Source organism: Wenzhouxiangella sp. XN79A (assembly GCF_012272825.1).
Classification (GTDB): domain Bacteria; phylum Pseudomonadota; class Gammaproteobacteria; order Xanthomonadales; family Wenzhouxiangellaceae.
This window is the reverse complement of the sequence record NZ_JAAWWS010000137.1, coordinates 103,556-125,144: the sequence shown is the minus strand read 5'-3', so window position 1 is coordinate 125,144 and position 21,589 is coordinate 103,556. Positions and strand designations below refer to the sequence as shown.

At 68.9% G+C, this 21,589-nt stretch carries 18 protein-coding genes; 11 read left to right on the top strand and 7 right to left on the bottom strand.

Features of this window, described 5'->3' with window-relative positions; genetic code table 11:
* The first annotated feature begins 31 nt into the window (after positions 1-31).
* Together HFP89_RS05225 and HFP89_RS05220 are read left to right on the top strand one after the other, a co-directional pair.
* Positions 32-601, top strand: coding sequence for a sigma-70 family RNA polymerase sigma factor (locus tag HFP89_RS05225; RefSeq protein WP_168716589.1), 570 nt, complete (start codon positions 32-34; stop codon positions 599-601).
* A complete protein-coding gene (locus HFP89_RS05220; RefSeq protein ID WP_168716588.1) occupies positions 598-2,991 on the top strand; it encodes a serine/threonine-protein kinase in 2,394 nt (797 codons plus the stop codon). The genes HFP89_RS05225 and HFP89_RS05220 overlap by 4 nt, the downstream gene beginning before the upstream one ends.
* Before the next feature lie 54 nt (positions 2,992-3,045).
* On the opposite strand, the gene HFP89_RS05215 is transcribed toward HFP89_RS05220, so the two are convergent.
* The 4 genes from HFP89_RS05215 to HFP89_RS16160 all read right to left on the bottom strand — a co-directional run bounded on the left by HFP89_RS05215 (position 3,046) and on the right by HFP89_RS16160 (position 10,045).
* Positions 3,046-4,227, bottom strand: a complete 1,182-nt coding sequence (locus tag HFP89_RS05215; protein ID WP_168716587.1) for an acetyl-CoA C-acyltransferase — start codon at positions 4,225-4,227, stop codon at positions 3,046-3,048.
* 181 nt (positions 4,228-4,408) lie between these two features.
* Positions 4,409-6,775, bottom strand: coding sequence for a 3-hydroxyacyl-CoA dehydrogenase NAD-binding domain-containing protein (locus HFP89_RS05210; RefSeq protein WP_168716586.1), 2,367 nt, complete (start codon positions 6,773-6,775; stop codon positions 4,409-4,411).
* Positions 6,776-6,866: 91 nt separating this feature from the next.
* The gene (locus tag HFP89_RS05205; RefSeq protein ID WP_168716585.1) at positions 6,867-9,317 is read right to left on the bottom strand and encodes an acyl-CoA dehydrogenase; all 2,451 of its coding nucleotides are present in this window, start codon (positions 9,315-9,317) and stop codon (positions 6,867-6,869) included.
* Positions 9,314-10,045, bottom strand: a complete 732-nt coding sequence (locus HFP89_RS16160) for a TetR/AcrR family transcriptional regulator (RefSeq protein WP_168716584.1) — start codon at positions 10,043-10,045, stop codon at positions 9,314-9,316. The genes HFP89_RS05205 and HFP89_RS16160 overlap by 4 nt, the downstream gene beginning before the upstream one ends.
* 310 nt (positions 10,046-10,355) lie before the next feature.
* Between HFP89_RS16160 and ndk the strand changes: the two genes are divergently transcribed.
* The 9 genes from ndk to HFP89_RS05155 all read left to right on the top strand — a co-directional run bounded on the left by ndk (position 10,356) and on the right by HFP89_RS05155 (position 18,960).
* Positions 10,356-10,775 carry a nucleoside-diphosphate kinase gene (ndk, locus tag HFP89_RS05195; RefSeq protein ID WP_168716583.1) on the top strand — a complete coding sequence of 140 codons (420 nt, stop codon included), beginning with the start codon at positions 10,356-10,358 and terminating at the stop codon, positions 10,773-10,775.
* Positions 10,776-10,794: 19 nt separating this feature from the next.
* Entirely contained in the window at positions 10,795-11,898 is a 1,104-nt protein-coding gene (rlmN, locus tag HFP89_RS05190; RefSeq protein WP_346775189.1) for a 23S rRNA (adenine(2503)-C(2))-methyltransferase RlmN, read from the top strand.
* Between the two features lie 8 nt (positions 11,899-11,906).
* Positions 11,907-12,698: a type IV pilus biogenesis/stability protein PilW gene (gene pilW / locus HFP89_RS05185; RefSeq protein WP_168716581.1), complete on the top strand. Its 792-nt coding sequence runs from the start codon at positions 11,907-11,909 to the stop codon at positions 12,696-12,698.
* On the top strand, positions 12,699-13,676 hold the full coding sequence (locus HFP89_RS05180; protein WP_168716580.1) for a RodZ domain-containing protein: 978 nt from the start codon (positions 12,699-12,701) through the stop codon (positions 13,674-13,676).
* Positions 13,677-13,720: 44 nt separating this feature from the next.
* On the top strand, positions 13,721-15,022 hold the full coding sequence (gene hisS, locus HFP89_RS05175) for a histidine--tRNA ligase (RefSeq protein ID WP_168716579.1): 1,302 nt from the start codon (positions 13,721-13,723) through the stop codon (positions 15,020-15,022).
* 60 nt (positions 15,023-15,082) lie between these two features.
* Positions 15,083-15,739 carry a tetratricopeptide repeat protein gene (locus HFP89_RS05170; RefSeq protein ID WP_168716578.1) on the top strand — a complete coding sequence of 219 codons (657 nt, stop codon included), beginning with the start codon at positions 15,083-15,085 and terminating at the stop codon, positions 15,737-15,739.
* Positions 15,736-16,911 carry an outer membrane protein assembly factor BamB gene (gene bamB / locus HFP89_RS05165; protein ID WP_168716577.1) on the top strand — a complete coding sequence of 392 codons (1,176 nt, stop codon included), beginning with the start codon at positions 15,736-15,738 and terminating at the stop codon, positions 16,909-16,911. The genes HFP89_RS05170 and bamB overlap by 4 nt, the downstream gene beginning before the upstream one ends.
* A 17-nt stretch (positions 16,912-16,928) precedes the next feature.
* Entirely contained in the window at positions 16,929-18,332 is a 1,404-nt protein-coding gene (der, locus tag HFP89_RS05160; RefSeq protein ID WP_346775188.1) for a ribosome biogenesis GTPase Der, read from the top strand.
* A gap of 154 nt (positions 18,333-18,486) precedes the next feature.
* Positions 18,487-18,960, top strand: coding sequence for an Hsp20 family protein (locus HFP89_RS05155; protein WP_168716576.1), 474 nt, complete (start codon positions 18,487-18,489; stop codon positions 18,958-18,960).
* 76 nt (positions 18,961-19,036) lie between these two features.
* Here the strand turns inward: HFP89_RS05155 and HFP89_RS05150 are convergent, their stop codons facing one another.
* The 3 genes from HFP89_RS05150 to HFP89_RS05140 form a co-directional block, all read right to left on the bottom strand.
* Positions 19,037-19,606 carry a hypothetical protein gene (locus tag HFP89_RS05150; RefSeq protein ID WP_168716575.1) on the bottom strand — a complete coding sequence of 190 codons (570 nt, stop codon included), beginning with the start codon at positions 19,604-19,606 and terminating at the stop codon, positions 19,037-19,039.
* A 47-nt stretch (positions 19,607-19,653) separates the two neighbouring features.
* Positions 19,654-20,232 carry a polymer-forming cytoskeletal protein gene (locus tag HFP89_RS05145; protein ID WP_240956045.1) on the bottom strand — a complete coding sequence of 193 codons (579 nt, stop codon included), beginning with the start codon at positions 20,230-20,232 and terminating at the stop codon, positions 19,654-19,656.
* A gap of 212 nt (positions 20,233-20,444) precedes the next feature.
* Positions 20,445-21,578: an aminotransferase class V-fold PLP-dependent enzyme gene (locus tag HFP89_RS05140; protein WP_168716573.1), complete on the bottom strand. Its 1,134-nt coding sequence runs from the start codon at positions 21,576-21,578 to the stop codon at positions 20,445-20,447.
* Positions 21,579-21,589 lie beyond the last annotated feature (11 nt).

Genomic DNA, 21,589 nt, shown 5'->3' with positions numbered 1-21,589 from the left:
CCACTTGCCTGCGCCGGGGGCGCCGATGCGCATGTCCAAGGGGTCCGGGAGCGAACTGACGCAGATCCTGAAGCGCTGGTCGGACGGGGATCCGACGGCGGAGAACGCGCTGCTCGAAGAGGTCTACGGTACCCTGCGGGCCATGGCCCGCTCTCGCCTCGCGCAGGAACGGGCCGGCCATACGCTGCAGCCCACGGCACTGGTCCACGAGGCCTACCTGAAGATCTCGGAAGGCGCGACCGTGGACTGGCGGGATCGGGTTCACTTCCTGGCCGTCGCCGCCCGTGTGATGCGCCAACTCCTCGTCGACGCCGGCCGCCGGCGGAGCGCCGACAAGCGCACGCCCGATCCGCCGTTGACCACCTCGCTTGTCGAATCGTCGGCGGCACCGGTCGATGTGCTCGATCTCGAGCGCGCGCTCGAGCGGCTGGAGCGGCTCAATCCGAACCAGGCCCGGGTCGTCGAGCTCCGCTGCTTCGGCGGATTGACCGTGCCGGAGGTCGCGTCCGTACTGGGCATCTCCACGGCGACCGTCAACCGCAGCTGGCGAGCCGCCCGGACCTGGCTGAAGGACGAGCTCGACCCCGGGGATCAGGGATGAGTCGGCGCCTGCCGGACGCACTCGAGGCGCAATCGCTCGCGGTCCTGGAAGAGGCGCTCGGCCGCCCGTCGACGGAACGCCTGGCCTGGCTCGAGACCCAGGACCAGCTTCCCGCCTCGGTGCGGACCCGGGTCCGGCAGCTGCTCGAACGCGAACCGGCCACGACCTCGTTCCTCGAGCCCGGCATTCCGCGCTCGGCCGGCGGCACGCCGGTCCTGACCGACCTGAGCGGCCAGCGCGTCGGCGCCTTCGAACTGGTCGAGATGATCGCCGCCGGCGGCATGAGCGTGGTCTATCGCGGTCGACGGGCCGACGGCGCCTTCGACCAGGACGTCGCGATCAAGCTGTTCTCGGCCACCCACCTGGATTCGACCGCGCTGCAGCGCTTCGACGCCGAGCGCCGGATCGCCGCCACGCTGGAGCACCCGGGCATCGCGCGGGTCATCGACGGCGGAACGATGGACGACGGCACGCCGTATCTCGCCATGGAACTGGTGCGCGGCGAGCCGATCGACCGCTGGTGCGACCGGCACTCGGCCGACCTGGCCACGCGCCTGCGCCTGGTCCGGGCAACCTGCGAGGCGCTGGCGCACGCCCACGCCGCGGGCATCGTCCACCGCGACCTGAAGACCTCGAACATCCTCGTCGACGACCAGGGCCAGGCCCGCCTGATCGATTTCGGCATCGCCAAGGTACTGGAGACCGGTCGGCTCGATCTCGACCAGCCCGAAACGCGCTTCGAGGCCCGCCTGATGACCCCGGCCTACGCAAGCCCGGAACAGCTGCTGGGCCGGACGATCTCGCGGGCCAGCGACGTCTATTCCATGTCCGTCGTCCTCTATGAACTGTTGACCGGCGCCCGGCCGCACCGCTTGGCCGGCCTGTCCCCGCGCGAGGCGGAGCGACGGGTCTGCGAGACCGTGCCGATGGATCCCAGCGCCGCCGTCGGGCGCGACGGCGGAACGCCGCCGCCGGGGCTGGGCGAGGCCGCGGTGCTGAAGCGGCGCCTGCGCGGCGACCTGGACCGGATCGTCATGACCGGTCTCCGGCAGAATCCCGACGAGCGCTATCCCGACGCCGCGGCGCTGGGCGAGGACCTGGACCGTTACCTGCGCGGTGAACCGGTCGAGGCGCGCGGGGCCTCGAAGTGGTACCGGGCCTCGCGCTTCGTCCGGCGGTACCGCGGTGCCGTGGCGGCCACCGCTGCGGTGTTCCTGGTGCTGGTGGCCGGGCTGCTGGCCGTCCAGCACCAGGCCCGGGAAGCCGAGCGGCAGCGCGACATCGCGCGCAGCGAGGCCGAGCGGGCCGAAGCGGCGCGCGCCTTCCTGGTCGACATGATCCAGCGCGCCGATCCGTTCGAGAACGCCGACGCGCCGACGCTGGCCGGTGCCCTGAAACAGGCGATCCCGGACCTGGACGCTCGATTCGCCGACCAGCCGGCGCTGGAGGCGGACCTGCGCTACGCGATCGGCTATGCGTTGCAGAATCTCGGCGAGATCGGCCCGGCGCGCTTCCAGCTGGAGCAGGCGCTCGCGTCGCGAACCGCGGCCGGCGATCGGGTCGGCCAGGCCGAGGCGATCGACGGGCTGGCGATCGTCGACTGGTGGGAAAGCGACTTTCCGTCGGCCGAGCGTCGTTTCGCGGAGGCACGAGCGCTGCTCGGTCGCGTCGACGAGGGCACGGAACGGACCCGGCGGCTGGAAGTCAACCTGCTCGCCAACTGGGCCGCGATGAAGATCGACGCCGGGGATTACGAGGGCAGCGAAGTACTGGCCCTGGAGGCGCTGGCCGCTGCGGAATCCGAGCCGGCCGTGGCGCAGGATACGCTCGCCGCGATCTGGTCGTCGGTGGCGACGGCACGCGATGGCCTCGGACGACCGGCCGAAGCGCTCGACGCCTTCCAGCGCACGCTCGAACTGCAGCGGCAGGCCACCGGCGAGATGCACCCCAGCTACGCCATCGTGCTCAACAACCTGGCCCTGCTGTACTTCAACATGGATCGTCTCGACGACGCGATTGACGCGATGAGTGAATCGGTCCGGATCCGCCGCGAAACGCTCGGCGATGGGCATCCCCAGTCGGCCACGGCGTTGTTCAACCTTGCCCGCCTGCAGACCATCGCCGGAAACCTGGACGCGGCCGAGCCGCTGGCCCGGGAGGCGCTGGCGGTCGCGCGCGGCGGCTACGAGGCCGGCCACCCGCGGATCGGCAAGGCGCACGAGGCGCTGGCCCTCGTGCTGCAGGCCCGCGGCGAACCCGAGGCCGCGCTGCGCGAGATCACCACGGCAATCGAGATCTACCGGACTGCGCCCGGCGTCGACCCGGCCTGGCTGGAGGCCGCGCGAACGATCGGCGACGAACTGGTCGCCGGGCTGGCCGCGCAGCCTTGAGGACGGACAGCGCGCCGGGCGCGCTGCCGCGAAGGAGAGCGGGGCGGACTGCGGTCAGAGCGCCTCGATGATGCCGGCCGCGCCCATGCCGGTGCCGATGCACATCGTCACCATGCCGTACTTCTGCTTCCGGCGACGCATGCCGTGGATCATCTTGGCCGACAGGATGGCCCCGGTCGCGCCCAGCGGGTGACCCAGCGCGATCGCACCGCCCAGCGGGTTGACCTTGTCCGGGTCCAGGCCGACGTCTCGGATCACGGCCAGCGCCTGGGCGGCGAAGGCCTCGTTCAGTTCGATCCAGTCCAGGTCGTCCATCGAAATACCGGTCTGCTTCAGCACCTTCGGAATCGCGGCGATCGGGCCGATGCCCATGATTTCCGGCGGCACGCCGGCGACCGAGAACCCGCGGAAGACGGCCAGCGGCTCCAGGTCGTAGTCCTTCAGCGCCTGCTCCGACACCATCACCAGCGCACCGGCGCCGTCGGACATCTGCGAACTGGTGCCGGCGGTCACCACGCCGTCGGCGCGGAAGACCGGGCGCAGCTTGCCGAGCGCTTCCGGCGAGGAATCGCGGCGCGGTCCCTCGTCGGTATCGATGACCTGCTCGACGGTCCGGATCGCGCCGGAGGCCGGGTCGGGGTAGTGGTGATGAACGCTGTAGGGGCGGATTTCGGTGAATTCGCCGCCGTCGATCGCGGCAATCGCCTTCTGGTGGCTGCGATAGGCGAATTCGTCCTGGTCCTGGCGCGAAACGCCGTACTTCTCGGCGACCTTTTCCGCCGTGATCCCCATGCCGTAGGCAATGGCGATGTGGTCGTCGTCGAACACCTTCGGGTTCATCGCGACCTTGTGGCCCATCATCGGGACCATGGTCATGGTCTCGGTGCCGCCGGCGATCATCACGTCGGCCTCGCCGAGCCGGATCCGGTCGGCCGCCATGGCGACGGTCTGCAGGCCGGACGAGCAGAACCGGTTGACGGTCACGCCGGGCACGGTATCCGGCAGTCCGGCGAGCAGGGCGCCGATGCGCGCCACGTTCATGCCCTGTTCCGCTTCCGGCATGGCGCAGCCGATGATCACATCTTCGACGGCCGCCGGATCGACGCTCGGCACATCGGCCATGGCCGCGCGGATCACGTGGGCCAGCAGGTCGTCCGGCCGCGTGGTCCGGAAGCCGCCCTTGAACGCCTTGGCCACCGGCGTGCGGACGGCGGAGACGATATATGCATCACTCATGATTGAAATCCTGTCTGTAAAGCAATGATTTTCCGAAAATTGGTCGGAATTGCTTGCCTGGCGTAGCGAGCGAGTGGTGGTCGGTGGCCGCCGGAGCGCAGGATCCGCAGTGGACATGGAACGTCCATGAGGATTACGAGCACCGCCGGACGCCGACCACCGCTCGCGCAGTAGCCGGACATCAATTCCGAAGCGGCTTGCCGGTCTTCAGCATATGCACGATCCGGTCCTGGGTCGGTTTCATCTTCGCCAACTCGACGAAATGCTTGCGCTCCAGGGCGTACAGCCAGTCCTCGTTGACCGGGACGCCCCGGTCGATGGCACCACCGCAGATCGTGTCGGCGATGCGTTCGCCGATTTCCATGTCGTGGTCGCTGATGAAATGGCCTTCGTGCATGTTGGCCAGCAGCATCTTCAGCGTCGCGATGCCGACATCGCCGGCGGCCGGAATCGTACGGCCGGGCAGCGGTGCGCGGTAGCCGGCGGCGTTCATGCCGCGAATCTGGCCGTGCGCGGCGTGCAGCAGCTCGTGCTCGTGCATGACGATGACGTCGGATTCGGTCAGGTACCCCATCTCCCGGGCCTCCATCGCACTGCCGGAGACCTGGCCCATGGCGACCTGCTTGTAGCGCTTCTCGAGCAGCGCGTAGCTGTCACCGGCCCGGGTCTGATCCTGGACCCGGAAGGCCAACGTGCCGAGACCGCCCCCGGCCGGCAGCAGGCCGACGCCGGCTTCGACCAGGCCCATGTACGACTCGAGGTGGGCGACGATCCGGCTGGTGTGCATGGCCAATTCGAGACCGCCGCCGAGCGCCAGTCCGCGCACGGCGGCGATGCTGGGCACGGCCGCGTAGCGCAGCCGCAGGTTGGCGGCCTGGAAGTCTTCGACCAGGCCCTCGACCCGGTCGAATTCGCCGTTGGCGACCCAGTCCATCGCGGCCTTCAGGTTGGCGCCGGCGGAAAACGGGCCGTTCGGCTGCCAGATCACCAGGCCGGCGAAGTCCTGCTCTGCGCGTTCGATGGCTTCGTTCAGGCCGTCGATGACGCCGGTGTCGATGACGTTCATCTTCGACTTGTGCGAGACGATCAGGACGTCGTCTTCGAGCGTCCACAGGCGTGCGCCGGGCAGGTCGGCCACGGTGGTGCCGTGATGGCCGGATTCGCCGACCAGGCGCGGCGGCTGCATCTGCCGTTCGTAGACGGCCAGGTCCGGCCGCGGGAACGTGCCGCCGTCGCCGGTGACCGAGCCGGCGTCGGCATGCGCGGCGTCCACCGCGTCGACCCAGTCGGGCAGGGGGGCATCGGTCAGCGCGGTGCCGGCGTCGATGTCGCGGCGGACCAGTGCGGCGACCTGCGACCAGCCGGCGGCCTGCCAGATCTCGAACGGACCGAACTCCCAGCCATAGCCCCAGCGCATCGCCAGGTCGATCTCGCGGGCCGAGTCGGCGATCTCGGCCAGGTGCACGGCGCAGTACTGGAACAGGTCGCGGTGGATCGCCCACAGGAACTGGAGCTCCGGTCGGTCGGACTCGGCCAGTGCCTTCATCTTCTCGGCCGGGTCCTTGATCGCCAGGACCTGCTTGACCTGGTCGTCGAGCGAGTAGTCGGTGTCGCGGTACTCACCCGAGGACGGGTCGAGGACCCGGATCGCCTTGCCTTCCTTGCGGAACACGCCGGCGCCCGCCTTCTGGCCCAGCGCGCCGGCCTCGATCAGCTGGCTCATCCAGCTCGGCGCCTTGTACAGCGTGTGCCAGGGGTCGTCGGTGAGCTTGTTCTGCATGGTCGAGATGACGTTGGCCATGGTGTCCAGTCCGACCACGTCGGCGAGCCGGAACGTGGCCGATTTCGGCCGGCCGATCGCCGGGCCGGTCAGCGCATCGACGGTGTCGAAGCCAAGACCCAGCCGCTCGGCGTGGTGGACCGTGGAGATCATCGAGAACACGCCGACCCGGTTGGCGATGAAGTTGACGGTGTCGCGCGCCCGGACCACGCCCTTGCCGAGCGTCTCGGTCAGGAACACCTCGAGCTGGTCGAGGACGGCCGGTTCGGTGCCGGCATGCGGGATCAGCTCCACCAGGTGCATGTAGCGCGGCGGGTTGAAGAAGTGGACGCCGCAGAAGCGCGCGCGGTGGCTTTCCGGCACCACGCCGGCCAGTTCGGTGATCGACAGGCCGGAGGTGTTGCTGGCGAAGATGGCGTCGGCCGGCAGGTGCGGCACCAGTCGCTCGTACAGCGACTTCTTGATGTCCATCCGCTCGGCCACGGCCTCGATGACGAAATCGCAATCGGCCAGCGACTCGAGGTCGTCCTCGAAGTTGGCCGGCTCGAGAAACGCGGTCAGGTCCTTGCGCGCAAGCGGTGGTGGCTTCAGCCTGGTCAGGCGCTGGATCGCGCCCTTGACCATGTCGTTGCGGCCGCCTGTTTCGGCAGGCAGATCGAACAGTCGGACCGGAATGCCGGCGGCGGTGAGGTGGGCGGCGATCTGCGCGCCCATGACGCCGGCGCCCAGCACCGCAGCCTTGCGGACGGTGAATCGTTGATCGGACATCGGGTGTGCTTCCTGTCGTTCAGAAAAAAGTGGGTCGAAATCGAACGGGCAGGGCGCCGACCGCCAGGCCGGCGCCCCTGAATCGAGCGGATCAGCTGGCTTTCTTCAACGGCTGCTCGGGTTGGCCGAACTGCGCATTGCGCAGGGCCTCGGGCTCGAACTCGTCGACGGCGATGACTTCCGCGGCCAGGCGCTGGGCCTCGATCAGCTGCTGGACCTGGTCGTCGTTGATCAGTCCGGCGTCGAGCGCTTCCCGGGCCAGGGCCTCGACATTCATCGGCGTGGGCATCCGCTTCAAGCCGTTGAACACGGCACGCTCGGCGTCCTCGGCCGCCAGCATGGCATCGAAGGCCTTGATCGCCATCGCCGCGCCGACCCCGTCGACCGGACGGAAGGTGTCATGCAGCAAGCGCTCCCGACTGGCGTTGTGGCTCATCAGGATCTGCGCGATCTTCCGGCCGGTCCGGTCGTCGGCCACCTCGTGGGTCCGTCCGAACGGGAAGGCCCAGACGCGGAGGACGCGGCCCAGCGCCGGAACCGGGAAGTTGGCCAGCACGCCGTAGAGGGCTTCCTCGACGCGATGGAGGCTGTCGGCCAGCGCCCAGCGCGCCAGCGGCAGGTCTTCGCTCGGACGGCCGTCGTCCTCGAAGCGCTTGATCACCGCCGAGGCCAGGTACAGGTGGCTGAGCGCATCGGCGAAGCGGCCGGACAGTTTCTCGGCGAACTTGAACTTGCCGCCGAGGATCAGCAGCGTGAAGTCGGCGATCAGCGTGAATGCCGCGGACAGGCGGTTGATGCGCTGGGCGTCGCGCTTCAGCGATCCCGGCACCGGTGCACGGCTCGGGCGGCCGCCGGTCAGGCCCAGCACCAGCGACCGGACCGCGTTGCTGATGGTGTAGCCGATGTGCCCGAAGAAGGCCTTGTCGAACTGCTTGCGGGCGTCGGGCGCCTGGCTGGTGGCCGCGGTCATTTCCTTCAGCAGCCACGGATGGCAGCGGATCGCGCCCTGGCCGAAGATGATCATCGAGCGGGTCAGGATGTTCGCGCCTTCCACGGTGATGGCGATCGGCAGGGCCTGGTAGCCCTTGGCGAGGTAGTTGCGCGGTCCCTCGATCACGGCCTTGCCGCCGTGGACGTCCATTGCGTCGTTGACGATCCGGCGGTTGGCTTCGGTCAGGTTGGCCTTGAGAATCGCCGAGACCACCGCCGGCTTTTCGCCCTGGTCGAGCGCGACCATGGTCATCTGGTGCGCGGCGTCCATGCGGTAGGTCTCGCCGCCGATCCGCGCCAGCGGCTCCTGGATGCCTTCGAACATCCCGATCGGCTGCTTGAACTGGTAGCGGACCCGGGCGTAGGCACCGGTCAGCATGGTGCAGATCTTGCCCCCGGCAACGGCCTGGGCGGGCAGCGAGATCGCGCGCCCGGCCGACAGGCAGTGCATCAGCATGCTCCAGCCCTGACCGACGCGCTGCTGGCCGCCGATCACCCAGTCCATCGGGATGAACACGTCCTTGCCGCGCGTGGTGCCGTTCATGAACGGTGAACCGCCGGGCAGGTGACGGTTGCCGGTTTCCACCCCCGGCGTGTCGGCCGGGATCAGGGCGCAGGTGATGCCCAGGTTCTTCTTGCCGCCGAGCAGGCCGTCGGGGTCGAAGCACTTGAAGGCCAGACCGACCACCGTGGCCACCGGCGCCAGCGTGATGTAGCGCTTGTCCCAGGTTACCCGGATGCCGAGCACTTCCTTCCCTTCGAACTCGCCTTTGCACACGATGCCCTTGTCCGGCATCGAGGCGGCATCGGAACCGGCATAGGGCGAGGTCAGGGCGAAGCAGGGAATGTCCTGGCCGGAGGCCAGCCTCGGCAGGAAATGATCCTTCTGCGCCTGGGTGCCGAAGTAGTGCAGCAGTTCACCGGGGCCGAGCGAGTTCGGCACCATGACGCTGACCGCCGCGGTCTGGTTGCAGGTGCTGATCTTGGTGACCACCGCGGCGTTGCCCTGCGACGAGAAGCCCAGGCCGCCGAACTCCTTCGGAATGATCATCGAGAAGAAGCGGTGTTTCTTGAGAAAGGCCCAGACCTCCGGCGGCAGGTCCTGATCCTGGGCGATCTGCCACTCGTCGAGCATCCGGCAGAGCTCTTCGACCGGACCGTCGAGAAACGCGCGCTCCTCGTCGGTCAGCGACGGCGCCGGATGGTTCATCAGCACCTTCCAGTCCGGCCGGCCGGAGAACAGCTCGGCGTCCCACCAGGTGGTGCCCGACTCCAGCGCCTCGCGCTCGGTGTCGGACATCGCCGGCAGCACCTTGCGGAACCAGCCGAACAGGCGATCGGTGAACAGCGCTCGCCGCAGCGGCGGCAGCGCGGCGACGATCAACGGCAGGGCGACGACGACGGCCAGCACGCTGACGGCGGGATGCGCGCCGAGCGCGATGGACGCGGCGGCCGCCGCCGAAGTCGATAGGGCGGCCAGCCAGGCCGGCGCCGCGAAATAGGCCAGGCCGAGCGTGAGCAGGACAACGGCAAGCAGAGCGAGCAGGGTCATGATCGAGAGTCCTCCAGCGGGAGCGTCGTAGTGGGAGCCGCCGATGCAGCGGCCGAATCCGATATCGAATCCGATCGCACATCGGAGCTCGAAGTTGAAATCGAGTCGCGCAGTCCGGCGCACCCGAAGCGGATCAGTGCCCGGGCGGTGTCCTCGACGGCGTCGTCGTGGGTTTCCGCCATGGTGTAGGTCAAGGCCCCGATCAGGAAGTCGAGCTGCTGCCGGAGGTTTTCCGGTGCAGTGCCGAGCGAACGGCTGACCGCGTCGGCGAACGTGCGCATGACATGCGAGTACTGGCGCCGGATCACGCGGTGGATCTGCGTGGCATTTTCGGCCCAGGCGCGCATCAGCAGGCGCATGAACCGACCGCCGTCGCCGGACGAATCCGAGCCCATGCGCAGCGCGGGGTGGATGAACGCTTCGAGCACGTCTTCGAGCTGCGGCGGATCGGCCGCTTCCATCGCCGCGCGCAGCCTCGTGAGGCGTTCGCTGTTGAGTTCGTCGAGCCGGCGCTGGAACACCGCGAGGATCAGCGCGTCCTTGGACCCGTGGTGGTAATTGACGGCGGCAAGGTTGACGCCGGCCTCGCGGGTGATCTGGCGCAGCGTGGTCGAATGAAACCCCTGGTCGGCGAACAGCCGCTCGGCGGTATCGAGGATCCGACGGGCCGTCGATTCGGGCGCGTCGTCGTCCGCGCGGGGCGGGGCGGTGGAACCGGCTGGGGACATTCGCACTCCGGATGCAGGCCGTGGTCGACAGGATTGTTACAGCAGTTTGAAACAGCGGTTTCAAACAGACGTTTGAATCCTAGCACCTTCGGCGAGCCCCGTGCAAGTCCGTCCGCGCTGTTATCCCCTTTCGAACGGCCGTACGGGCCTTCCGCGCCAGCGAAACGCGATAGAATCGCGGGCCTGGCGCCGATGGTCCGACGGTGGTCCGGACGCCCGACCGGAGTCCGGTCGGGCTCGCCGGCGCTGATCATCGGTACGTCCACCCCGAAATCGTCCCGTAGACAATCATTCAAGGAGTCTTCGACCCATGCAGCGCACCCTGTCCATCATCAAGCCCGATGCCGTGGCCAAGAACGTCATCGGCGAGATCTACACCCGCTTCGAACGCGCCGGCTTGAAGATCGTCGCGTCCCGGATGAAGCATCTGAGCCGGGCAGAAGCCGAGGGCTTCTATGCCGTGCACAAGGAGCGTCCGTTCTTCAACGACCTGGTCGAGTTCATGACCTCCGGACCGGTCATGATCCAGGTGCTCGAAGGCGACGACGCCATCGCGCGCAACCGCGAACTGATGGGCGCAACCGATCCCCGCCAGGCGGCGCCCGGTACGATCCGTGCCGACTTCGCCAGCAGCATCGACGCCAACGCCGTGCACGGGTCCGACGGCGAGGACACCGCGGCGCAGGAGATCGCGTTCTTCTTTGGCGACGATGAGATATACTCGCGCTGATGGAACCAGGGTCCATCGCGTGACTGGAATCGCCACGAAAACGAATCTGCTCGGTCAGTCCCGGGCGCAGCTGGAACGGTTCTTCGCCGAATGGGGCGAGAAGCCGTTCCGGGCGCGTCAGATGCTGCAGTGGATCTACCAGCGTGGCGTGGTGGATTTCGATGCGATGACCGACCTCAGCCGCGCGCTCCGCGAGCGGCTGCAGGCCGAGACCGAAATCCGCCCCCCGGGCGTGATGAGCGAACACCGCTCGATCGACGGCACAGTGAAGTGGATCATGGCGCTGCCCGGCGGCAGCGCGGTGGAGACCGTTTACATCCCCGAGCCCGATCGAGGCACGCTGTGCATCTCCTCGCAGGTCGGCTGCATGCTCAACTGCACCTTCTGCTCGACCGCGACCCAGGGCTTCAACCGCAACCTGGACGCCGCCGAGATCATCGGTCAGGTCTGGCGGGCGACCGAAGCGCTCGGCGCCGAGCGCCGGATCACCAATATCGTGCTGATGGGCATGGGCGAGCCGCTGCTGAACCTCGACCAGGTGCGCCCGGCGCTGGAATTGATGCGCGACGACCTGGCCTACGGCCTGGCCGCCCGCCGGGTGACGGTCTCGACCGCCGGCGTGGTTCCGGGCATCGACGCCCTGGCCGACGGGCCGGGCGTGGCCCTGGCTGTCTCGCTGCACGCACCGACCGATGAGCTGCGCTCGCGCCTGGTGCCGCTGAACCGGAAGTATCCGATCGATGAATTGCTGGCGGCCTGCAAGCGCTATCTGAGCGAAAAGCGGCCCAAGCAGTCGGTGACCTTCGAATACACCATGATCGACGGCGTCAACGACGCACCCGAACACGCCCGCAAGCTGCTCAAGGTGCTCGCCCACGTCCCGAGCAAGATCAACCTCATTCCGTTCAATCCCTTCCCGGGCACACCGTTCGAGTGCTCGCCGATGTCCCGGATCCAGCAGTTCCAGGAAATCCTGCGCGCCGGAGGCATGATCGCCACGGTCCGCAAGACCCGCGGCGACGACATCGACGCCGCCTGCGGTCAGCTGGTCGGAAAGGTACTGTCGGCCGGGACGCGCCGGGCACTGGTCCAGCAGCAGCTCGCCCGACAGGCGCTGGCATGACCGGGACGGTGCGCAGATCGATCCCGATGATCGCGCTGTCGGCCGTGCTGGCGACACTGGCGCTGAGCGGCTGTGCGACCTCGAGCCGCGAAACGTCGCCGCAGCGAACCGGCTCGGCGGTCGAACGGGTCAGCCCGGTCCGGGCCGCCGACATCAACACGCGGCTCGGCGTCGGCTATCTGGAGCGCGGCCAGATCCAGCTGGCGCTCGAAAAACTCGAGCTGGCCGTTCGCCAGGACGAGCAGCACGTTCCGGCCCATCTCGCCCTGGGCATCGTCTACGAGCGGATCGGCCGCGAAGAGCGCGCGCTGGAGCATCTCCAGCGGGCGGTCCGGCTGGCGCCCGAGGACGGTGCGGCGCACAACAGCCTGGCTGCGCTGCTCTGCCGCGTCGGCCGCTACGACGAGGCCGAGCGGCATTTCGGCGACGCGCTCGAGGATCCGTTCTATCCGACGCCCGAGGTCGTGCTCGCCAACGCCGGCTCCTGTGCCCGGCGGGCCGGTCGACTCGAGAACGCCGAAGCCTACCTGCGCCAGGCGCTGGAAATCGACCCGACCAACCGCGTTGCGCTGTTCAACCTGGCCGGCGTGGCGCTGGCGCAGGGGGAGGCCTTCTCTGCGCGCGCCTTCCTGCAGCGACTCGAGGGGGCCGGCCAAATGGGGCCCGACGCCCTGCTGCTGGGCGTTCGCATCGAGCGAATGCTGGGCAATCGGGAGGAAGCCGAACGCTATGCAACGAGGCTGCGGGCGCGTTATCCTGAGTCGCTGCAGGTCGAACAGCTCCAAGCAGACGAATCCTGAATGATGCGCGACGACGAGACCCCGGAGTCTTCTTCCATTTCTGATGCAGACCCGATCGACCGGCCCGGACAGCGGCTGGCCGAAGCGCGTGAGCGTCAGGGCCGGAGTCGGGCCGAGATCGCTGCGGCGCTGAAACTCCCGCGATCGATCATCGAGGCGATCGAGGAGGACCGGATGGATCGTATCGCGCCGATCTATCGTCGCGGCTACCTGCTCAACTACGCGCGCGAACTCGGCGAACCGGTCGCCGACTACCGACGCGCGGAAATCGATACCCCGCCGCCGCTGAAGGGCGTACTGCCCGTTGCGCCACAGCCGCGTGTCGATCGCTACCTGCGCTACGCAAGCTATTTCCTCGGCACCACGCTGATCGTGCCGCCGCTGGTGTACTTCTTCATCGCCGGCGGAACCCGCCTGTTCGATGACGCCTCGGAAGCGACCGTCGGGGTCGACACGGACACCGCGGTGGTGGCACCGAGCGACGATCCGTCCGCGGTCTCGAGCCGGATCGCCCGGGCCCTGGCGCTCGACGACGCCGATGCCCGGATGGATGCAAGCGACGGGCCGCTGGCCGCCTCGACGCTGCCCCTGCCGACGCTTCGTCCGGCCGAATCGCTGGATGTCTCGGCCGAACACGATGGCTCGCTCGGCCCGGTTGCGGGCGACGCGTCGGCCGGCCGACCGTCCCCGCTGCACCGGATCAGCCTGGTGCTGGTCGACGACAGCTGGGTCGAGATCAGCGACGCCGACGGTGCTCGCCTGGAGTTCGACCTGCTCCGCGCCGGCGCCGAGCGCAGCTACGAGGGTCTGCCACCGTTTCGGGTCTTGTTCGGGCGCGCCAGCGCCGTACAGGTGGAGCTGGACGGCCAGCCGGTACGGTTCGAAGGTTCCGACTCCGCCAGCATCGCCGAATTCACGCTCCAGCCCCCGGCCGCCGCCGACGATCGTGCCGCGGTGGCGGAGAGCGACACTCCCTGAAAACCGGCTGCACGCGCAGCCATCATCGATCGGAGAACGGATTCATGAAGACCCTGCAAGCCGTTCGGGGCATGCACGATATCCTGCCGTCCGACGCGGCGCGTTGGCAGTGGTTGGAACAGCGCCTGGCCGAACGCCTGACTGCCTACGGGTTCGGTGAAATCCGGATTCCCGTGGTCGAGAAGACCGAGCTGTTCACCCGCGCGATCGGGCAGGGCACCGACGTGGTCGAGAAGGAGATGTATGCATTTCCGGACCGCAATGGCGAAAGCCTGTGCCTGCGTCCGGAGGGCACCGCCGGTGTGGTCCGGGCGGTTCTCCAGCACGGCCTGCTGAACCCGCCGGGCCTGAAGGTCTGGTACCAGGGCCCGATGTTTCGCCACGAACGGCCGCAGAAGGGCCGACAGCGGCAGTTCCATCAGACCGGCGTCGAGATCTTCGGCATGGAGACGCCGGAAACCGACGCGGAGCTGATCGCGATGGCCGGCCGACTGTGGCGCGAGCTCGGCGTCGATCACCTGCTGCGGCTGGAAATCAACAGCCTCGGCGACCGCGAGGACCGCGAGCGCTATCGCACCGCGCTGGTCGACTACCTGCGTCCTCGGGTCGACCGGCTCGACGCCGACAGCCAGCGCCGCCTGGAGACCAATCCGCTGCGCATCCTCGACAGCAAGAATCCCGAGACCCGGTCCTTGCTGGTCGACGCCCCCCGGCTCGATGAGCACCTCGGCGACGAGGCACGTCGGCATTTCGAGCGGGTCACGGCGCTGCTCGATGCCCTCGGCATTGCCTGGACGCACAACCCGGGCCTGGTTCGCGGCCTGGATTATTACTGCCGGACCGTGTTCGAGTGGACCACCGATGCGCTCGGTGCGCAGGGCACGGTCTGTGCCGGCGGTCGCTACGACGACCTGGTCGAGATCCAGGGCGGTCGAGCGACGCCCGGGATCGGATTCGCGCTCGGCATGGAACGGCTGCTGGCGCTGGTCGAATCGACCGGGCAGCAGTTCGAGCATCGGCCGCACGCCTATCTGGTCAGCAGCGAGGCCGGCGCGGCGCGGTTGGGCCTGGCCGAACGACTGCGTGATCACTGGCCGGCACTGCGGCTGATCACCGACCTGCAGGGCGGCAGCTTCAAGGCCCAGTTCAAGCGCGCCGACCGCTCGGGTGCAGCGGTAGCGCTGGTGCTCGGCGAGGCGGAGCTCGCAGCCGGTGAAGTGACGATCAAGGACCTGCGCGGCGATTCGCCGCAATCCTCGGTGCCGGCCGACCGGCTCGGCGCCGAGCTCCGACGCCGATTCGCGACCGACGGCCCGGACGTGGCCGCATCCGGCGAGCCGGCCTGATTTATCATTCCGTGGCGCTGCAAGGCGTCGCGACGACACCACGATCGAGGACAGAAGCACATGGCGGTTGAACTTTACGACGAACACGAACAGAGCGAACGCGTTCGCGGCTGGCTGCGCGAGAACGGCGCTGCGCTGGTCGTCGGCGTGGTGCTGGCACTGGGCGGCATCTTCGGATTCCGTCAGTGGGAGTCCTACCAGGAGGGGCAGGGCGCGCTGGCCAGCGACTTCTACACCGCGGTCCAGCAGGAAATCGAAGCCGACCAGCTCGACGCGGCCCGCGAACAGCTCCAGCGCATGCAGGAGGCGGTCGGCGACCACGCCTACGTCGATCTCGGAACCATGCTGCTGGCCGGTGCCGAAGTCGAGGCCGGTGAGCACGAAGCGGCCCGCGATCACTACACCGCGTTGCTGGAGCGCACCGCCGGCACCGCACTGGAACCGCTGGTCCGGCTTCGACTGGCCCGGCTCGAGGCCGCCACCGGACGTGCCGAGGCCGGACTGGCCCTGCTCCAGGGCGAGCGTCCGGTCGGCTTCGAAAGCCTCTGGCTCGAAGCGCGCGGCGACCTGCTCGCCGAGCTTGGCCGGACCGACGAGGCGCTGGCGGCCTACGACGAGGCCGTGGCGCAGCTGGAAGGCGAAGGCAACAACGCCCGGCAGGTCCAGACCAAGCGCGACGCGCTCCGCTCGGCAGCCGGCGAAACGGAGGCGTCGTGACGCCTGCGCCTGGCCGCCTGCGAAACGCTGCGCTCCTGCTGGCGGCCCTGGGCGCGCTGTCGGGTTGCGGACTGTTCTCGGAAAAGGACGACGAGGCCGATCGCCCGATGGCGCTGGTCGAATTCGACGCAACGCTGCCGGTTCAGGAACTGTGGAACGTCAACACCGGTAAGGGGCTCGACCGCAGCGCGCCGAACCTGAAACCGTTCTATATCGACGGTGAGCTCTGGGTCGCCGATCACGAGGGCGGGGTCCGCGTCATCGACGCCGAGTCGGGCGACGTGCTGCGCCAGTTCGAACTCGAGCTCGACCTCGCCTCCGGCCCGGCCGTCTTCGCCGACAGCGTGCTGTTCGGCACCATCGACGGCATGGTCGTGCACGTCGATCGCGCCTCCGGGCAAATCCTCTGGCAGACCCAGCTTTCGTCGGAAGTCCTGGCCCTGCCGGTGCTGCGCGACGGCATCGTCATCGCCCGCGCCATCGACGGCCGGGTCTTCGGCATCGATGCCGAATCGGGACGGCGCGAGTGGATCTACGATCGCAGCGTGCCGCTGCTGACGCTGCGCGGCAACTCCGACCCGCTGGTTCGTGGCGGCCAGGTCTTCATCGGCTACGACGACGGAGCGGTGACCGCGCTGCGGATCGCCGACGGCGTGCGGCTGTGGGAACAGCGCGTCAGCATCCCGGAAGGCCGTTCCGAACTCGAACGGCTGTCCGATATCGACGGGCCGCTGGTCATTGTCGGCGGCGATCTCTACGCCGTCACCCGGCACGGCCGGATGGCCTCGCTGGCCCTGGACAGCGGGCGGATCCAGTGGGTCAAGGACATCGCGGCCGACAGCGGCGTGTCCATTTCGCGCACCCAGCTGGCCGTGACCGACGCCGAGGACGTGGTCTGGATGGTCGACCGCCTCAGCGGCGCGACGGTCTGGCAGAACGAGTCGCTGAAGCGCCGGGACGTGACGCGACCGGTGTTCCAGGGCAGCTTCGTCGTGGTCGCCGATCGCGAGGGCTACCTGCACTGGTTGGACGCCGACACCGGCGAACCGGTCGCCCGCGAGCGTGCCGGCAAGGAACCGCCGGCCGCCGCGCCGCTGGTCATCGGCAATCTGCTCTACCTGCTCGACCGTGACGGGCGCCTCTCGGCCTGGCGGGTCGGCGCGCAGCGCTGACCGGGCGGTCGCCCAGCGTGCACCCCGAAGCGCTGCCGGTCGTCGTCATCGCCGGACGTCCCAACGTCGGCAAATCGACGCTGTTCAACGCCCTGACCAGGACGCGGGACGCGCTGGTCGCCGATCAGCCCGGCGTGACCCGCGACCGCATCTATGGTCGGGCGCAGCTCGACGGCCGCGACGTGCTGCTGGTCGACACCGGCGGCCTCGATCCGGACGGCGACCGGATCAACCAGCGCGCCCAGGCCCAGACCCGGGCGGCGCTGCAGGAAGCGGACCTGGTGCTGCTGGTCGTCGACGGCCGCGAGCCGCCCGGTGGCGAGGATTACGAGATCGCCCAGTCGCTGCGCAAGCTCGACGTACCGGTCCGCGTGGCGGTCAACAAGACCGATGGCATCGATATCGACCAGGCGATCGCCGAGTTCTCCGCGCTGGGCCTGCCGGCGCTGATTCCGATCGCCGCTGCGCATCGGCGTGGCCTCGAGTCCCTGAGCCGCGCGGTCCTCGAAGCGCTACCGCCGGCCGCGGCCGAGGTCCCGGTCGAGGGTGCGGCCGGCGACACACTGCGGCTGGCGTTGATCGGCCGGCCCAACGTCGGCAAGTCCACGCTGCTGAACCGCCTGCTCGGCGAAGAGCGCGCGGTCACCGCTGACCAGCCGGGGACCACGCGCGACCCGGTGCGGGCCGACCTCGAGCGCGACGGCCAGCTGTTCCAACTGGTCGACACCGCCGGGATCCGCCGGCGCCGCGCCCAGCACGAAGCCGTCGAATCGCTCAGCACGCTGAAGGCCCTGCAGGCGATGGAACGGGCCGACGTGGTCTGCCTGCTGCTCGATTCCAGCGAGGGCATCACCGATCAGGACGCACGGCTGGCCGGTCACGTGGTCGAGGCCGGTCGCGGGCTCGTGGTGGTGCTGAACAAGTGGGACAGCATCGACGAGAAGGCCCGCAACCAACTGCTGAAGGATGCCGGCGACGACCTGAAGTTCGTGTCCTGGGCGCCGGTGGTGATTCTTTCGGCGCTGCACGGCAGCGGGATCGGCGAGTTGCTCGACGCCGTGCGGACCGTCTACGACACCGCGTGCCGCAGGCTCAGCTCCGGTGCGCTCAGCCGGGTGCTCGAAAAGGCGGTGGAAGCGCATGCGCCGGCAGTGGTCCAGCGCTTCGCACCCAAGCTGCGCTATGCCCACGCCGGCGGCAACTTCCCGACCCGGATCATCATCCACGGCAATCGCACCCAGCATGTCCAGCCGGCCTACCGCCGCTACCTGATCAATCGCTTCCGCGAAAGCTTCGACCTGGTCGGGGTCCCGATCCAGTTGATCTTCCGCGATTCCGAGAATCCGTTCTCCGGCCGGCGCAACACCCTGACGCCGCGGCAGATCAAGCGCCGCCAGCGCGTTCGCAAGCGCAAGCGCTGAGGCGGCAAGGCGCCGGTCCGCTCGGCCTCGCTCTTGAAACGCCCGCCGGGCGTGACCATTTCTGTCCCCGAGGTCGCCGATGAGGGGCCTCCGGAACCGGCCATCCGGCGGTTCCGAATGTTGCACCACCTATTGCTCATTGGAGGATAGACCCATGACTACGTTCGATCTTACCCCCCTGTATCGCACGGCCATCGGCTTCGATCGCCTGGCCGACATGCTCAGCAACGCCGCTCGCGTCGACGGTACCGGCTACCCGCCCTACAACATCGAAGCGCGCGGCGAGGATCGGTACCGGATCACCATGGCGGTGGCCGGATTCTCCGACGACGAACTGGACATCGTCAGCGAGCAGAACACGCTGACCATCTCCGGCGGCAAGCAGGATGACGACGGCGATGATCGCCAGTTCCTGTATCGCGGCATCGCTACGCGTTCCTTCGAGCGTCGCTTCCAGCTGGCCGACCACGTTCGCGTCGAATCGGCCAGCCTCGAGAACGGTCTGCTGCATATCGAGCTGCAGCGTGAACTGCCCGAGCGGATGAAGCCGCGTCGGATCGCGATTGCCGGCCAGCGCCGCGAGGAGCTGCTGGAAAGCGATTCCGAGCAGGCCTCGGACGCTGCCTGACGCGACAGCAAGGCCCGATCCATGCGATCGTGGGGGCGCCGGAGGTTCCGGCGCCCCTTTTCCTGTCCGGGGTTCGTCAGTGCGCGGAGGTCGAGCGCAACCGCAGCACGAATTCCTGCATGCCGTTGTTGAGCAGCAGGGTCCGATCGACCTGCCAGTGGCACATGGCCTTCTCCAGCGCCTTGGGGCTGTACCGGGGGGCCGGGCGCAGGTGCTCGACCACACCATCTTCATCGAGCCGGCCGTCCGCGGCCAGGCGGAGCCGCTGGGGCGTTTCCGGCATCCGGTCGTTGCGATAGTGGATCAGGGCGTGGAGGACCGTGCCCGCGTGGGAACAGCGCGCCAATTCCGCACCGAGCCGGGAAAGCCCCTCCGGGACCAGGTAGTTCGGCCAGTCCCAGGCCAGCACGACGTCGAACCCGGTCGATGGGACGGCCGGCACCGTGCCCGGCAGTCCGCGCTCGGTATCCGGTGCGGCGAAATCCGCCACGACCAGGCGATTCGGTCCGCGGGCCAATCGCTCGATCAGCGCGGGCTGGGCCCGCCCGAGATCAAGCCAGTGCTCGCGCCGCGCCTCGTTCAAGGCATCGAGCCGTTCCAGCAGCAACGGAACCCGCAGCGGCTGCGTGCGCGCGTCGCGCGCCATGGGCGCGCTCGCTTCGAGCGTCGACTGCATCGCGGTGTTTGTCGGGATCAGGCGACGTTGCTCGACGACGAGGCACTGCCACCGCCGTTCGCGGCCGGCTTGGCCGGTTTGCCGGCTGTCTCCGACCCGCTCGATGGGCGGACCTCGGCCGAGGCGGCGGGGGCAGGCTTCGCGCTTGCAGTGCCGAAGGCCTTGCGGAAGGCTTCGTTGTCGGTATCCATGTCGATCGCGCCGCGGAACCGCGCGCCGTCTTCGAGGCTGATGCGCGGGGCATAGATGTTGCCCTCGATCCGCGCTGACTGGCGGATGCTGATCCGCTCGGAGGCATACAGATCGCCGTTGACCGTGCCCTCGACGAGGATGGTGTGGGCGTAGACCCGCGCTTCGACCTGGCCCTGAGCGCCGATCGTCAGCGTGTTGCTCTTCAGCTCGACGGTGCCGGTGATCCGGCCCTCGACGATCAGGTCTTCCTCGCCGGCGAGGTCACCGTTGATCCGGATCGACGGGCCGATCGTGGCGGCGGCCCGGCTGCCCGAGGCACTGCCCGGGCTCCGGCTCGCGGCCGGTGCAGTGGGGTTGCGTGGGGTATCGGTGGCGGATTCACCGCCGTCCTTCTTGCTGAACATGTCGAACATTCCGGTGGGGAGGGGACCCTCGAAACTACCCCTCGCAGCGAGCCCCGTCAAGCAGCGTCGATGCGCAGCCTGGGTGGGTGAGACGCGGTGCGCGAAACACCCGGAACGCTGTGCGTTGCCGCGCAGTTGCGGTCATGCCGGTCGCGCCGAGCGCCGATGCTCGCGGCTCGAACCCGCGGGGCGTCCGGGCGGCCGGATCGGGCCTATGGACGGGCCAGTGCATCGGCAACGACGTCCAGCGCCCGATCGAGCTGCTCGATCGGGGTGTAGAAGTGCGGCGACAGGCGAACGCCCGGTCCCCGGCGGGCCGCGAACACCTCGGCTCGCCGCAGGTCGCCGAGCAACCGGTCGGGCGCGCGACGCGGCGAGGAAAAGGTCACGATGCCGGCCCGTCGACGGGCGGCCCTCGGCGTGTCCAGCACCAGGTCGGGCAGGCCGGACAAACCGTCGACCAGGTGCTCGACCCGGGCCTCCAGCGCAGCGGCCCGTTCGTCGGCCGGGGTCTCGAGCAGAACGCCCAGCGCAGCGGCCAGCCCGTGGATTCCGGCCATGTTCAAGGTTCCGGGCTCGAACCGTCGGGCGTCGGCCGGCGGCGACCAGTCGGCACGGTCGAAGTCGAACATGTCCGGCCACATCCGCCAGCCGCTCTGGACCGGCCGGAGACGCTCGCGGGCCTCCGGACGCGACCAGAACAGCGCCAGGCCTTCCGGTGCGAGCAACCACTTGTGGCTGCCGCCGACCACGAAGTCGACCGACAGTTCGCGCACCGACAGCGGCAGCGCGCCGAGCTGCTGGATCGCATCGACGGCCAGCAGCGCCCCGTGCCGCCGGCAGGCCCGGCCGAGACGCGCAAGGTCGATCCGGATCCCGCTGTCGTAGCGCACAGCGCTGATCGCCACCAGCCGGGTCCGCGCATCGAGCGCCTCGATCAACGCGGCCTCGGGGTCGGCCGGGTCGAACGGCAGCTCGACGACCTCGACCTCCTTCGGCGTCAGCTGGTACCAGGGCAGTCGGTTGCTCGGGAACTCGCCGGCCAGCAGCAGCAATCGGTCGCCCGGTTGCCAATCCAGGCCGGCGGCGATCAGGCCCAGGCCGTCGGAGGTATTCTTCACCAGCGCGATGTCGGATTCGCACTCGGCATCGAGCAGATCGCGGGCACGGCGACGCAGGCCGGCTTCCACCTCCAGCCAGTCGTTGTAGTGCAGCGGGCCGTAGCACGCGTTGTCGTCGACGAACGCGCGCATCGCGTCGGCGACCGGCGCCGGCCACGGCGAGATCGCGGCATGGTTGAGCCAGATATGACGGTCGATGACGGGAAAGACGGACGCGATGGGCATGGAGTTTCCGG

Bases quoted from the DNA above. Each gene is read 5' to 3' on its own strand.
- HFP89_RS05225 (WP_168716589.1), top strand. From the start codon at position 32: ATGTCCAAGGGGTCCGGGAGCGAACTGACGCAGATCCTGAAGCGCTGG.
- HFP89_RS05220 (WP_168716588.1), top strand. From the start codon at position 598: ATGAGTCGGCGCCTGCCGGACGCACTCGAGGCGCAATCGCTCGCGGTC.
- HFP89_RS05215 (WP_168716587.1), bottom strand. From the start codon at position 4,227: ATGAGTGATGCATATATCGTCTCCGCCGTCCGCACGCCGGTGGCCAAG.
- HFP89_RS05210 (WP_168716586.1), bottom strand. From the start codon at position 6,775: ATGTCCGATCAACGATTCACCGTCCGCAAGGCTGCGGTGCTGGGCGCC.
- HFP89_RS05205 (WP_168716585.1), bottom strand. From the start codon at position 9,317: ATGACCCTGCTCGCTCTGCTTGCCGTTGTCCTGCTCACGCTCGGCCTG.
- HFP89_RS16160 (WP_168716584.1), bottom strand. From the start codon at position 10,045: ATGTCCCCAGCCGGTTCCACCGCCCCGCCCCGCGCGGACGACGACGCG.
- ndk (WP_168716583.1), top strand. From the start codon at position 10,356: ATGCAGCGCACCCTGTCCATCATCAAGCCCGATGCCGTGGCCAAGAAC.
- HFP89_RS05180 (WP_168716580.1), top strand. From the start codon at position 12,699: ATGATGCGCGACGACGAGACCCCGGAGTCTTCTTCCATTTCTGATGCA.
- hisS (WP_168716579.1), top strand. From the start codon at position 13,721: ATGAAGACCCTGCAAGCCGTTCGGGGCATGCACGATATCCTGCCGTCC.
- HFP89_RS05170 (WP_168716578.1), top strand. From the start codon at position 15,083: ATGGCGGTTGAACTTTACGACGAACACGAACAGAGCGAACGCGTTCGC.
- HFP89_RS05155 (WP_168716576.1), top strand. From the start codon at position 18,487: ATGACTACGTTCGATCTTACCCCCCTGTATCGCACGGCCATCGGCTTC.
- HFP89_RS05150 (WP_168716575.1), bottom strand. From the start codon at position 19,606: ATGGCGCGCGACGCGCGCACGCAGCCGCTGCGGGTTCCGTTGCTGCTG.
- HFP89_RS05145 (WP_240956045.1), bottom strand. From the start codon at position 20,232: ATGTTCAGCAAGAAGGACGGCGGTGAATCCGCCACCGATACCCCACGC.
- HFP89_RS05140 (WP_168716573.1), bottom strand. From the start codon at position 21,578: ATGCCCATCGCGTCCGTCTTTCCCGTCATCGACCGTCATATCTGGCTC.